This window comes from Allobosea sp. NPDC003192 (assembly GCF_050275675.1).
Taxonomy (GTDB): domain Bacteria; phylum Pseudomonadota; class Alphaproteobacteria; order Rhizobiales; family Beijerinckiaceae; genus Allobosea.
On the sequence record NZ_JBNNPK010000003.1, the window covers coordinates 198,493 to 210,889 of the forward strand.

Here is a 12,397-nt window from a genome sequence, read left to right on the forward strand (position 1 = left end):
ACCCAAAGACATGACCGACCTTGCTTCCGGCGATACCCCGACCGCCGCCGCCGTCGCCGAGACAGACGACAGCGCCGCGCGCCTGCACCGCAACCTCTTCATCGCGATCGCGGTGCTGCTCGCGGTCGCGCCCTTCGTCGCCTACCCCGTCTTCGTGATGAAGGTGCTGTGCTTCGCGCTATTCGCGCTCGCCTTCAATCTTCTGCTCGGGTACGGCGGTCTGCTCTCCTTCGGCCACGCCGCCTATTTCGGCATGGCGAGCTATGTCAGCGCCTATACAGCGAAGAACTGGGGCCTGACGCCGGAGCTGGCGATCCTGCTCGGTACGGCCGTCGCCGCCCTACTCGGGCTGGTCTTCGGCGCGCTCGCCATCCGCCGCCAGGGCATCTACTTCGCCATGATCACCTTGGCGCTGGCGCAGATGGCCTTCTTCTTCTCGCTGCAGACGCCGCGCTTCACCGGTGGCGAGGACGGCATCCAGGCGGTGCCGCGCGGCAAGCTCTTCGGTCTCATCAGCCTCGCCGATGACCGCGCCCTCTATTGGCTGGTCGCAGCCATCTTCATGGGCGGGCTGCTGCTGATCTACCGCATCATCCACTCGCCCTTCGGCCAAGTCTGCAAGGCGATCAGGGACAACGAGCCGCGCGCCATCTCGCTCGGCTACCGCGCCAGCCAGTACAAGCTCGCCGTCTTCGTGCTCTCGGCCGGGCTCGCGGGCCTCGCCGGCGCCACCAAGGCGATCGTCTTCCAGCTGGCCTCGCTCACCGACGTCTACTGGACGATGTCGGGCGAGGTCGTGCTGATGACGCTGGTCGGCGGCCTCGGCACCGTCTTCGGCCCGATCGTCGGGGCCGCGGTCATCGTCGCCATGCAGAACTATCTCGCCGGCCTCGGTTCCTGGGTGCTCGTCGTCCAGGGCGTGATCTTCGTCGCCTGCGTGCTGCTGTTCCGCGAAGGCATCGTCGGCGTCATAGCCAAATGGATCAAGAAGCCGCTCTGAGGGCAGACGCTAGCGGTTGAGCAGGTAGTCCGCCACGGCAGCCCGGTCCGCCGCGCTGAGGCCGGTGGGCGGGCTCATCCAGCCGCCTTGCACGACCGCATCGGGATCGGCGAGATAGCTGAGCAGCCGCTCGCGATCCCATGCGAGCCTTTGCGCTTTCGCGGCCCTGAACGCTGGCGAGTAATCGAAGCCCTCGGCAGAGCCGAGCGGGCGTCCGCCGAGATTGGCAAGATGCGGCCCGGCCATGCCGGTCTTGGCCGGGTCCAGGCTGTGGCAGGCCTGGCAGGCCTTGAACACGACCGCTCCCTCCTGCGCCCTGGCCACGGCCGTCGTTGCCAGCCCGAGCGCGACGAGTGCCGCCGCGACGGCTCTCCTCACGCCGGCTTGACCGTCTGGATGCGCACCAGCCGGTTGGTGCCGCTCTCGCCGCCCCAGGCTTCGCCGCTCCGCCCGTCCATCTGGCGGACATTGGCGCCGGGCTTGTCGCTCGGGAAGCTGTCGAACGCCTCGGTCAGGGGGTCGAAGCGGACGATGCTGTTGAGAGCGAAGTCGGTGAGCCAGACCTTGTCGGCATCGTCGACATAGACCGAATAGGTCCGTGGCTTGTTGCCGGGCAGCTTCCAGCCCTTCCAGCTGCCGCTCTCGGTGTCGAAGGACGAGACCTGGCCGGAGTTCCACTCGCTGACCCAGATCCGGTTCTTCGAATCCGACCAGACCCGGCGCGCGCCCTGGCCCTCGGTCGGCGGGTCGATCACGTTGAAGGCGCCGCTCTGGGTGTTGATCCTGGCGATATAGTTGCCGGCGAGCGAGGCGAACCAGATCTCGCCGGCGGGGGTGCGCGTCATGCCATAGGGGCCGGCGCCGCGCGGCGCGTCGAAGATATCCATCTTGCCCGATTTGGGATCGAGCCGGCCGATGATGCCGTTCTGACCGCTGAACCAGAGCGTGCCGGCCTTGTCGAAGACCGGCGTGTTGAGATTGGCGCGCTCGCGTCCTTCCGGCAGCTTGAACAGATCGACCTTGTGCGTCTTGTCATCGATGCGGGCGATGGCGTTCTGGCCGCCCTCGGTGACCCAGGCCGCGCCATCCGGGCCGCGCACCACGCCATGCGGGGCTGCGCCATCGCCGAGCGGGATCACCTTGGTCTGGCCGGTACGTGGATCGAAGCGCCCGAGCACGCCGTTGCGCTGGCCGCAGACCCAGATCGTGCCATCGCCGGCGTCGGTGACGTCGCGCGAGCCCTTGACGTCCGGCACCTCGAAATAGGTGACGATGAACGGGCTACCGGGCTGGGTCTGGCCGGTCGCCTGCGCGCTGCGCAGGATCAGATTCGGCGCGGCGAGACCGGCAAGACCGAATTTCAGGAACGAACGGCGCAGCATCGGCGTCTCCTTTCGTCGTCGGCGATGGATCATCCGCCTCCGGGTGAGAGGCGTAAACCGACAACATCGTGAAACTGTGGCTGTGGCCGGGCGGTTCCCCCGCCTCCCGTCTAGCGCTGCCGCTGGATTCCCTTAGGCAAGCTGGAGACGCGCTCCCATCTCCCCGCTGCGGAACGCTGCGGGATCGGCGAGATAGTCCTGCGCCATCGCCATCGCGTCGGCGCCCCAGAACACCTCCCCGTCGATCATCAGGCTCGGCACGCCGAAGACGCCGGCAGCGACCGCCTCCTCGGTCGCCTGGCGCAGCTGGTCCTTGACTACCTGTTCGCCGATCAGCGCCGCGGCATCGGGGCGGCCGGCGGCAGCGGCGACCTGCTGCAGGACCCGGGGATCGTTGGCGTCGCGCCCCTCGCCCCAGACGAGGCGAAAGGCGGTGGTCACCGCCGCCTCATTGCCGTCGAGCGCGGTCAGCAGGCGCAGCATGGCGAGCGGATTGAAGGGATGGGCCGGCGGGAAGCGGAAGGGCACGCCCATGCCCTGCGCCAGATGCGTCGCCAGCCTGTAGGTATGGACGCGCTTTGGCGCGATCTCGGCCGGCCCGAGCTGGCCCCAGGCCTTGAGCACCCCGCCGAAGACGATCGGCTTCAGCACGACCGGCCGGCGCTCCCGGATCGCACCCAGCCGCGTCAGCGCCAGATGCGCGAAGGGCGAGATGATGTCGAAATACCAGAAAGCGGGCCGCGGCATGGGTGGGCTCACTTGATCAGCTTGGCGGCGGCGCGGAACTGCGGGTGCTCGGCCGTGCGTAGCCATTCGAACACCACCATCTCGGTGGTGACGATCTCGGCGCCGTTCCGCTCCAGTCGGCGCAACGCCACCTCCTTGCTCTCCGGCGCCCGCGAGCCGACAGCATCCTGCACCACCAGGACGCGACGCTTGTTCTCCAGCAGCGAGAGCGCGGTCTGGCCGACGCAGACATGCGCCTCGCAGCCGCAGAGGATGAGGTCGTCATCCCCGGCGATGGCGTCGATGAAATCTGGCGCACCGCAGGAATCGAAGCTCATCTTGGCGATGGCGGGTGCAGCGTCAGCCAGCTCCGGAACGGTCGCACCGAGCCCGGCCGGGTTCTGCTCGGTCATCACGATCGGCACCTCCAGCAGCTTCGCCGCCGCCACCAGTTTTGCCACATTGGCGACGAGGCGCGGCCCGTCATGGATCGCCGGCATCAACCGCGCCTGGAAGTCGATGATCACGAGACGGGACCGGTTGATGTTCATGAGAGGCATCGGCGTCATCTCCGCAGGAGCCGGTCGAGCTCGGTTTCGACATGGCGCTCCATCAGCGCGCGCGGCGGCGTGCCGAACATGCGGATGCGCCGCGTATGCGCCAGGAGCAGCACGCCGGAAGCATGGGCGAAGGCGTCGGTCATGATCAAGTCGGCTTGCGCGGCATCGGCGCCGAGCGCCAGGGCCGCCTCGCGGATCGGCGCCAGGGTCGCTTCCAGCGCCTCGTTCAGCGCCTTGTCGCGCTCCCGGCCAAGTCCGTGCGGGCGCATCCCGCCGCGGAACAGGTAGAAGCCGAGATCGAGGTCGCGCGGGTTTGCGGCGTAGAAGTCGAAGAAGGCGAGGGCAGCTGCCGAGAAGCGCTCCGGCGGCGTTCCCGCAGCGGTGACCGCCTTATCGACCGCTTCTTGCAGTCCGGCGATCGAGCGGCCGAGCACCTCGGCATAGAGCGCTTCCTTCGAGTCGAAATGGAAATAGAGCGCCGCCGGCGTGTAGCCGGCCTCAGCCGCGATCGCTCGGAGCGAGGCGCCGTCCAGCCCCTCGCGCTCGAACACGGCGCGCGCGGCGGCGACGATGCCCTCGCGCTTTGCGTCTGTCGCGGCATAGCGGCCGCGCTTCCGGCCCGCTGTCCCCTCGCTCACCTTGGAATGCCTCCAATCCTCTTGACGAAAATCTAACGCCGTTCAATTTTAACGGCAACAACCGGGAGGAGGCTATCATGCTGATGGATGCAGCCGGCTATCGCGAATCCCTGCGCGCCTACCAACCGCGCGTCTTCGTCGGTGGACAGCGGGTCGAGAGCGTCGCTGACGAGAAGCTCCTGCTGCCGGGCATAAACGGCATCGGCGTGACCTATGATCTCGCCCATGACGAGGCCTATCGGCCGATCATGACGGCGGTGCAGGGCTCCTCCGGCCGCACCGTCAACCGCATGCTCCATATCGATGCCTCATCGAGCGACCTGCTCGCCAAGCTCGAGGCGGTGCGCCTGGTCTGCAAGATTTCCGGCTGCGCCCAGCGCTATCTCAGCCATGACGCCTTCAACGGTATCCTGCAGGCGACGGTGCGGGCCGACGCCAATCACAGCACCGACTACACCCAGCGCTTCCTCGCCTATCTGCACCGCATCCAGGACGAGGACCTGACCTGCGGCGTCGCCATGACCGACGCCAAGGGCGACCGCTCGCTGCGGCCGGGCCTGCAGGCCAATCGCGATTCCTACGTCCACATCAAGGAGCGCCGGGCGGACGGTATCGTCATCCGCGGCACCAAGGCGATCGTCACCGGCGCGCCCTATGTCCACGAATTCCTGGTGATGCCCTGCCGCACCCACGGTGAGGGCGATGAGGATTTCGCCGTCTGCTGCTCCGTGCCCTGCGACGCTGAGGGGATCACCATCGTCGCCCGCCCGGCGGGACGGCCGGGCGATCCCGCCGCGAAATTCTCGGCGAAATACGGCCAGTCGACCGGCGCCGTGATGTTCGACGACGTCTTCGTGCCCTGGGAGCGGGTCTTCATGGCCGGCGAGACCGAGGAAGCGGGCTATCTCACCACCAGCTATGCCACCCATCACCGCCATAGCTGCATCGCGGCGCGGGCTGGCTTCGGCGATCTCCTGATCGGCGCGGGTGCGTTGATGGTAGAGGCCAACGGGCTCGATGCCGACAGGCATTCGCATGTCCGCGAGCAGCTCGTCGAGCTGATCACCATCACCGAGAGCTTCTTCGCCTGCGGTGTCGCCGCCTCCGTCTATTGCAGCAAGGACGCCTCGGGCGTGGCGATGCCCGACGCAGTTTTCGCCAATATCGGCAAGCTGCTGCTCGCTACCAAGATCTACGACATGCACCGCATCGCTCATTACGTCTCCGGCGGCCTCGTCGTCGCCCTGCCCGGTCCGGACGAGGATCATAACCCTGAGACCGCCGCCTCGCTCTCGGCCGTGCTGACCGGGCGGCCGGACATCCCCTATGAGCAGCGCGCCGAGGTCGCCCGCTTCATCGAGGACCTCACGGTGTCCAAGGAGGCCGGCTGGTATTCGGTGATCTCCCTGCACGGCGGCGGCTCGCCCGAGGCGATGAAGCGCGAGATCTGGCGCAACTATCCGGTGATGGAAAAGGTCGCGCTGGTCGAGAGCCTGCTCGATCGCGGCGTGCTCGCTGATGGCTCGCGCGTCTCGAAGCAGCCCGGCCGCTGCTGCGTGACCGGCTGCGAGGTACCCGAACGCGTGACGACACAGGAGGCGGCGGAATGACCGTGCACGCTTACGCCACCCATCAGGTCCTCAATCAGGCCCGGCCCGCCACCGGCTGGAACGCTTTTTCCGGCGATGCGGTGCTGCAGGGCATCGTCGCGCGCGGCGCGCCCTGGGTCGCTGACAAGGCGACGGCGCTCGGCGCCCAGGCCGGCGATGCCGAGGTGCAGGAGCTCGCCCGCCTCGCCAACCGCCATGGGCCGGAACTGCGGAGTCATGACCGCTACGGCAATCGCATCGACTGGATCGAGTTCCACCCGGCCTGGCACGAACTGATGAGCCTCGCCTTCGCCCACGAGGTACCCTCGCTCGCCTGGACGACGAAGGAGCCGAACGGCCATCTCGCCCGCGCGGTGCTGTCCTATCTCTGGAACCAGGTCGAACACGGCGTCGGGTGTCCGACTGGCATGACTTATGCCGCGTTCCCCGGCCTCGCCCAGCCGGAGTTTGCGCTCTGGCGGCAGAAGATCACCTCGGGCCGTTACGACAAGCGCCCGCTGCCGGTGGCGCAGAAGGCGGGCGCCAGCATCGGCTATGCGATGACCGAGAAGCAGGGCGGCTCGGACTTGCGCCAGACCCAGACGACGGCACAGTACCTTGAGGATACGCCGGAGGGCCGGGTCTATCTGATCACCGGCCACAAATGGTTCTTCTCGGTGCCGCAATCGGACGGGTTCTTCACCCTGGCGCAGACGCAGAGCGGCGTCTCCTGCCTGTTCTGCCCGGGCTTCCTGCCCGATGGCAGCCGCAACAGCCTGCAGATCCAGCGCCTCAAGGACAAGGCCGGCAACCGCTCCAACGCCTCCTCCGAAGTCGAGTTCCGCGAGTGCCTCGGCTGGCTGGTCGGCGAGGAGGGGGCGGGCATCAAGGAGATTCTCAGCCACGCCCATCTCACCCGGCTCGACTTCGCCGTCGGTTCGGCCGGGCTGATGCGCCAGGCGCTGACGCTGGCGCTCAACCACACCCAGTCGCGCCGCGGCTTCGGCTCCTCGCTCGCCGAGCAGCCGATGATGACCAATATCCTCGCCGATCTCGCGATCGACTCCGAGGCCTCGACGCTGATGGCCTTCAGGGTCGCTGCCGCGACCGATGCGATGGAAACAACCGAGCAGGAGCGCCATCTCGCCCGCGTCACCACCCCGCTGGCCAAGTTCTGGAACTGCAAGCGCGCCGCCGCCTTCGTCGTCGAAGCGCTGGAATGCCATGGCGGCAACGGCTTCATCGAGGAGAACCCGATGGCGCGGCTCTATCGCGAGGCGCCGCTCAACGCGATCTGGGAGGGCACCTCGAACATGATGTGCATGGACGTGCTGCGCGCCTTCAATCGCGAGCCCCGGACCAAGGAGGCCTTCATGACCGAGGTCGGCGCGGCGCGCGGCGCCAACCGTGCCCTCGACCGCTGGCTCGACCGGCTCGGCGACGAGGCCGCCAAACCGCGCAACGATGACGGCCATGGTCGCCGGCTCGCCAATCTGATGGCCTATGCGCTGCAGGCCTCGGAGCTGAGGAAGCACGCCGACGAAACGGTGTTCGAGACCTTCTGCCGCTCGCGGCTCGATGCCGACTGGGGCTATGTCTTCGGCACGCTCGATCCCGCGCCGGAGCTGGCGGGGATCGTCAGGCGGGCAATGGTGGCGCAGGGCTGAACCTCAGCCCCGCCTCGTCAGGGCAGGTTCTCGCGCAGCACGATCTCGATGCCGGGCCGCGCCGTGCCTTCCGCCGCCGGCCGCCCGGCGCGCAGGTTTGCGAAGATCGCAACGCAGCTCATCAGCGTCGCCAGCGGCTGCTGCGTGATCACCGCGTCCATGGTGCCGTCGACGAGCAGGCCGCGCGTCTCAGGCGTCAAACCATGGCCGACGAAGACGATATCCTGCCGCCCGGCCTCCTTCAGCGCCCGGGCGATGCCTTCCGGCCCGCCGCCGATATTGTAGATGCCGGCGAGGTCCGGATGCTGGCCGAGCAGGGTCTTGGTCTGGCGATAGTTCTTGGCCTCGTCGTCATGACCCTCGCGCAGGCCGACGACCTCGATGTCCGGATAGAGCTCCTCGAACAGATGCAGGAAGCCCATCTCGCGCTCCTCATGGGCGCGGTAGCTCAGGCTGCCGGCGATCATCGCGACCTTCGCCAGTCGCGGCCCGATGAAGCGCGCGATGAGCTGGCCGGCGGTGCGGCCGGCGGCGCGGTTGTCGAGCCCGACATAGGCGGCGCGGGCGGTGTTGGCGATATCGGAGATCAGCGTGACGCTCGGCACGCCGCGCTCGGCGAGCAAATCGACCGCCTCGCGCACGGTCGGATGCTCCAGCGCCATGAAGGCGACGCCGTCGACCTCGCGGCCGATCCGCCGGAGCTCATGGGCGAGCAGCTCCGGCTTGAAGCTCTCGATATGCTCGACCCTGGCGCGCATGTTGAACGACGCCAGCTGGTCCTGCGATCCCGCGATCAGCCGGCCGAGCATGCCGAGGAAGCGATTGTTCCCGGCCGGCAGCAGGAAGCCGAGCCGCAGGGGCCTGAGCGCGCTCGCCGGCAGTGCGCCCTCCATGACATAGCCGAGCTCGCCAGCCGCCTTCAGCACGCGCTGCACCGTGGCGGGCCGCACGCCCGGCCGCTGGTTCAGCACGCGGTCAACCGTCGCCGTCGAGACGCCGGCAAGGCGCGCGACATCCTCGACCCGCGCCATCTGGCGGCGGCGCGGGGTCTCGTCAGCAAGCTTGGGTATCGGTGCATTCATTACATCAAAAGCCATCAGAAAATGAGCTTGAAGACCATCAGAGGCGATTTCTATGCTGAGCGTCAAGCACTCAAGAGCGATCAAATCGCATCAGCCGTCCAGGGAGGACATCATGACCGGACCGAGCCGCCGCACGCTCATCAAGGGCCTCGCCGCCGCCCCCGCCGCATCGCTGATCGGCATGCCGATGATCGCGCGGGCCGCCGAGATCGAGCTGAAATACGGCAACAACCTGCCGCTCAGCCACCCGCTCAACATCCGCGCCCAGCAGGCGGCCGAGCGCGTCGCCAAGGAAACGAACGGGCGGGTGGAGATCAAGATCTTCCCGAACAACCAGCTCGGCGGCGACACCGACATGCTGAGCCAGGTCCGCAATGGCGGCATCACCTTCTTCACCCCGTCGGCGCTGGTGATCGCGACCCTGGTGCCGGTCGCAGCGATCAACGCGGTCGGCTTCGCCTTCGCCGATTACGATCAGGTCTGGAAGGCGATGGACGGGCCGGTCGGCGCGCATGTCCGCGCCGCCATCGAGAAGGTCAATCTCTACGCCTTCGAGAAGATGTGGGACAACGGCTTCCGCCAGATGACCACCTCCGGCAAAGCGATCGAGCAGGCCGCCGACATGGCTTCGCTCAAGATCCGCGTCCCGGTCTCGCCGTTGTCGATCTCGATGTTCAAGGCGCTCGGCGCGGCGCCCGCCAGCCTGCAGTTCTCCGAGGTCTACTCGGCGCTGCAGACCAAGGTGGTCGACGCGCAGGAGAACCCGCTGCCGATCATCCAGGTCGCCAAGCTCTATGAGGTGCAGAAGAGCTGCGCGGTCTCGAACCATATCTGGGACGGTTTCTGGTTCATCGCCAATGGCCGCGCCTGGCGCGGCCTGCCTGCTGATATCCAGAAGATCGTGGCGTCGGCCATCAACGATGCCGGCGTCGCCCAGCGCGGCGACATCAAGAGCCTCAACGAAACCGTGCAGGCCGATCTGCAATCCAAGGGGCTTGCCTTCAACAAGACCAACCCCGACAGCTTCCGGGCCAAGCTCCGCGATGGCGGGTTCTACAAGGAATGGCAGGAGCGCTTCGGCGCCGAGGCCTGGAGCCTGCTCGAGGGAGCGGTCGGCAAGCTCGCCTAGAGCCCGTTCCGATCAGCTTGCCCTGCAAGCCGATCGGCAAAACGGTCTCTCAGGTTAGATTGGAGACGGATTCACCGATCAGATTGAACCAATCTGATCGGATCCGGCTCCAGCTTGCCGGGACCGGATTTCGAGGACACGCCATGGATGCTCACGCCGCCACCCTGCCGTCGCCGGCCATGCCGGCGACCGGCCTCGGTCGCCTCGCCGACAGGCTCGACCGCGCCGTTGGCACGGTTGTGGAGCTGGTCGCGGCCGTGCTCGTCCTCGCCGAGATCGTCATCCTCGGGGCGGGCGTCACGGCTCGCTACGCCTTCCACGCGCCATTGGTCTGGTCGGACGAGCTCGCCTCGATCCTGTTCCTCTGGCTCTCCATGCTCGGTGCGGTCGTGGCGCTGCGCCGCGGCGAGCACATGCGCATGACCGGGCTCGTCACCCGCGTCGGCCCGCAGGCGCGGATCCTGCTGGAGGCGCTCGCCATCACCGCGGCGATCGCCTTCCTGGTGATGATCCTGCCGGACGCGCTCGAATACGCCGAGGACGAACGCTTCATCGTCACGCCCGCGCTGGAGATCGCCAACTCCTGGCGCGCCGCGGCGTTGCCGATCGGCATCGTGCTGATGCTGTTCGCCGCCTTCTGCCGGCTGCTGCGCTTCGGTGCCTGGAAGACCGTCGCGCTCGCGGTCGGAATCACGGTCGCCCTCGTCGTCCTGTTCTGGCTGCTCGGACCGGTTCTGAAGCCGCTCGGCAAGCTCAATCTGGTGATCTTCTTCGTCGGGATCGTCGCGGCGAACGTCTTCGCTGGCGTGCCGATCGCCTTCTCCTTCGCGCTCGCCACCTTCGGCTATCTCTCGCTGACGACCTCGACGCCGATGGTCGTGATGGTCGGCCGCCTCGACGAGGGCATGAGCCATCTCATCCTGCTCGCGGTGCCGCTGTTCATCTTCCTGGGCGCTCTGATCGAGATGACCGGCATGGCGCGCGCCATGATCCAGTTCCTGGCCTCGCTGCTCGGCCATGTCCGCGGCGGGCTGTCCTATGTGCTGGTCGGCGCGATGTATCTGGTCTCCGGCATTTCCGGCTCGAAGATCGCCGACATGGCGGCGATCGCCCCGGTGCTGTTCCCGGAGATGCAAAAGCGCGGCGCCAAGCCCGGCGACCTCGTCGCGCTGCTCTCGGCGACGGGAGCCCAGACCGAGACGATCCCGCCCTCGATCGTGCTGATCACCATCGGCTCGGTCACCGGCGTCTCGATCGCGGCTCTGTTCACCGGCGGCATGCTGCCGGCGGTCGTGCTCGGCATCGCGCTTTGCTTCGTCGTCTGGTGGCGCAACCGGGGCGAGGATCTCAGCCACGTCACCAAATATTCGAAGCGCGAAATCGGCAAGCTCTGCCTGATCGCGGCGCCGGCCATTGCGCTGCCCTTCGTCATCCGCGCCGCCGTCGTCGAGGGAGTCGCCACCGCGACCGAGGTCTCGACCATCGGCATCGCCTATGCGGTGCTGGCCGGCATCCTGATCTATCGGCAGTTCGACTGGCGCCGGCTCAAGCGCATGCTGGTCGATACGGCCTCGCTCACCGGCGCGATCATCTTCATCATCGGCTGCGCCACGGCCATGGCCTGGGGGCTGACGCAGTCGGGCTTCTCGCAGGACCTCGCCAAGGTCATGGCGGCGGTGCCCGGCGGTACCTGGGGCTTCCTCGCCATCTCGATCGTCGCTTTCGTCATCCTCGGCAGCGTGCTCGAGGGCATCCCGGCGATCGTGCTGTTCGGGCCGCTGCTCTTCCCGATCGCCAAGCAGATCGGCGTGCACGAGGTGCACTATTCGATGGTCGTGATCTTCGCGATGGGCATCGGCCTTTTCGCCCCGCCTTTCGGCGTCGGCTATTACGGCGCCTGCGCGATCTCGAAGATCAATCCCGACGAGGGGCTGAAATACATCTGGGCCTATGTCGCGGCCCTTTTGGTCGGCCTCGTCATCGTCGCCGCCGTGCCGTGGTTCTCCATCGGCTTCCTCTAGGCATCTTCGCAGGAAAGCACCCATGAGCCGTCATTTTGGCCAGATCCGTCAGGCCGGCTATGTCGTCCCCGATATCGAGGCGGCGATGGACTATTGGAGCCGGGTGCTCGGCGTCGGGCCGTTCTTCTACAATCCGAAAGTCCCGATCAGGAACTACCGCTACAAGGGCGAGGCCTACGAGCCGCACAACTCGGTTGCGCTCGCCAATTCCGGGCCGCTGCAGATCGAATTGATCCAGTGCCGCAATGCGGTGCCGTCCATGTACAAGGATTTCACCGATGCCGGCTATAGCGGCCTGCAGCATGTCGCCTACTGGACCTCGGACTATGATGCCGATCTGGAGCGGCTTCTCGCCGAGGGCTTCAAGCCCGTGATGTCCGGCGAGGTCGGCGAGCGCGGCCGCTTCATCTATTTCGATACGCATTACCATCCCGGCACGGTGATCGAGCTCTCCGAGGTCGCCGGCCCCAAGGGCGAGATGTTCCGGTTGATCCGCGAAGCGGCCGAGACTTGGGACGGCAAGGACCCGGTCCGGCCGTTTCCGGACCTCAGCAAGCTCTGAGCGACCATGGCGACCTCTCGTCATTGCGAGGAGGCGAAGCC

12 protein-coding genes are annotated in these 12,397 nt (G+C 67.2%); 6 read left to right on the plus strand and 6 right to left on the minus strand.

What is annotated here, in order from left to right; all coding sequences use genetic code 11:
• Nucleotides 1-10 precede the first annotated feature (10 nt).
• A complete protein-coding gene (locus ACQKLX_RS06130; RefSeq protein WP_427360425.1) occupies nt 11-1,000 on the plus strand; it encodes a branched-chain amino acid ABC transporter permease in 990 nt (329 codons plus the stop codon).
• 9 nt (nt 1,001-1,009) lie between these two features.
• Here the strand turns inward: ACQKLX_RS06130 and ACQKLX_RS06135 are convergent, their stop codons facing one another.
• The 5 genes from ACQKLX_RS06135 to ACQKLX_RS06155 all read right to left on the minus strand — a co-directional run bounded on the left by ACQKLX_RS06135 (nt 1,010) and on the right by ACQKLX_RS06155 (nt 4,306).
• Complete coding sequence (locus tag ACQKLX_RS06135; protein ID WP_427360427.1) at nt 1,010-1,378, minus strand: c-type cytochrome; 369 nt, start codon at nt 1,376-1,378, stop codon at nt 1,010-1,012.
• Nucleotides 1,375-2,382: a Vgb family protein gene (locus ACQKLX_RS06140; protein ID WP_427360429.1), complete on the minus strand. Its 1,008-nt coding sequence runs from the start codon at nt 2,380-2,382 to the stop codon at nt 1,375-1,377. The genes ACQKLX_RS06135 and ACQKLX_RS06140 overlap by 4 nt, the downstream gene beginning before the upstream one ends.
• Nucleotides 2,383-2,514: 132 nt before the next feature.
• Complete coding sequence (locus ACQKLX_RS06145; RefSeq protein ID WP_427360431.1) at nt 2,515-3,129, minus strand: 2-hydroxychromene-2-carboxylate isomerase; 615 nt, start codon at nt 3,127-3,129, stop codon at nt 2,515-2,517.
• Between the two features lie 8 nt (nt 3,130-3,137).
• A complete protein-coding gene (locus ACQKLX_RS06150; protein ID WP_427360433.1) occupies nt 3,138-3,668 on the minus strand; it encodes a hydrolase in 531 nt (176 codons plus the stop codon).
• 5 nt (nt 3,669-3,673) lie between these two features.
• Entirely contained in the window at nt 3,674-4,306 is a 633-nt protein-coding gene (locus ACQKLX_RS06155; protein ID WP_427360434.1) for a TetR/AcrR family transcriptional regulator, read from the minus strand.
• 77 nt (nt 4,307-4,383) lie between these two features.
• Here ACQKLX_RS06155 and ACQKLX_RS06160 point away from each other — a divergent pair, with 77 nt between their 5' ends.
• Nucleotides 4,384-5,916, plus strand: a complete 1,533-nt coding sequence (locus ACQKLX_RS06160) for a 4-hydroxyphenylacetate 3-hydroxylase family protein (RefSeq protein ID WP_427360436.1) — start codon at nt 4,384-4,386, stop codon at nt 5,914-5,916.
• Complete coding sequence (locus ACQKLX_RS06165) at nt 5,913-7,562, plus strand: acyl-CoA dehydrogenase family protein (protein ID WP_427360438.1); 1,650 nt, start codon at nt 5,913-5,915, stop codon at nt 7,560-7,562. Before ACQKLX_RS06160 ends, ACQKLX_RS06165 begins: the two co-directional genes overlap by 4 nt.
• Nucleotides 7,563-7,579: 17 nt before the next feature.
• Here the strand turns inward: ACQKLX_RS06165 and ACQKLX_RS06170 are convergent, their stop codons facing one another.
• Nucleotides 7,580-8,644 (minus strand): LacI family DNA-binding transcriptional regulator, encoded by a 1,065-nt coding sequence (locus ACQKLX_RS06170; protein WP_427360440.1) that lies wholly within the window; start codon nt 8,642-8,644, stop codon nt 7,580-7,582.
• A 112-nt stretch (nt 8,645-8,756) separates the two neighbouring features.
• Between ACQKLX_RS06170 and ACQKLX_RS06175 the strand changes: the two genes are divergently transcribed.
• The 3 genes from ACQKLX_RS06175 to ACQKLX_RS06185 all read left to right on the plus strand — a co-directional run bounded on the left by ACQKLX_RS06175 (nt 8,757) and on the right by ACQKLX_RS06185 (nt 12,356).
• Nucleotides 8,757-9,773, plus strand: coding sequence for a TRAP transporter substrate-binding protein (locus tag ACQKLX_RS06175; protein WP_427360442.1), 1,017 nt, complete (start codon nt 8,757-8,759; stop codon nt 9,771-9,773).
• 179 nt (nt 9,774-9,952) lie between these two features.
• Nucleotides 9,953-11,794 (plus strand): TRAP transporter large permease, encoded by a 1,842-nt coding sequence (locus tag ACQKLX_RS06180; RefSeq protein WP_427360679.1) that lies wholly within the window; start codon nt 9,953-9,955, stop codon nt 11,792-11,794.
• 22 nt (nt 11,795-11,816) lie between these two features.
• Nucleotides 11,817-12,356, plus strand: a complete 540-nt coding sequence (locus ACQKLX_RS06185) for a VOC family protein (RefSeq protein ID WP_427360444.1) — start codon at nt 11,817-11,819, stop codon at nt 12,354-12,356.
• Nucleotides 12,357-12,397: the final 41 nt, after the last annotated feature.

Excerpts from the sequence above, each read along its gene's own strand:
- ACQKLX_RS06130 (WP_427360425.1), top strand. The coding sequence starts at position 11 with ATGACCGACCTTGCTTCCGGCGATACCCCGACCGCCGCCGCCGTCGCC.
- ACQKLX_RS06140 (WP_427360429.1), bottom strand. The coding sequence starts at position 2,382 with ATGCTGCGCCGTTCGTTCCTGAAATTCGGTCTTGCCGGTCTCGCCGCG.
- ACQKLX_RS06145 (WP_427360431.1), bottom strand. The coding sequence starts at position 3,129 with ATGCCGCGGCCCGCTTTCTGGTATTTCGACATCATCTCGCCCTTCGCG.
- ACQKLX_RS06150 (WP_427360433.1), bottom strand. The coding sequence starts at position 3,668 with ATGCCTCTCATGAACATCAACCGGTCCCGTCTCGTGATCATCGACTTC.
- ACQKLX_RS06160 (WP_427360436.1), top strand. The coding sequence starts at position 4,384 with ATGCTGATGGATGCAGCCGGCTATCGCGAATCCCTGCGCGCCTACCAA.
- ACQKLX_RS06165 (WP_427360438.1), top strand. The coding sequence starts at position 5,913 with ATGACCGTGCACGCTTACGCCACCCATCAGGTCCTCAATCAGGCCCGG.
- ACQKLX_RS06170 (WP_427360440.1), bottom strand. The coding sequence starts at position 8,644 with ATGAATGCACCGATACCCAAGCTTGCTGACGAGACCCCGCGCCGCCGC.
- ACQKLX_RS06175 (WP_427360442.1), top strand. The coding sequence starts at position 8,757 with ATGACCGGACCGAGCCGCCGCACGCTCATCAAGGGCCTCGCCGCCGCC.
- ACQKLX_RS06180 (WP_427360679.1), top strand. The coding sequence starts at position 9,953 with ATGCCGGCGACCGGCCTCGGTCGCCTCGCCGACAGGCTCGACCGCGCC.
- ACQKLX_RS06185 (WP_427360444.1), top strand. The coding sequence starts at position 11,817 with ATGAGCCGTCATTTTGGCCAGATCCGTCAGGCCGGCTATGTCGTCCCC.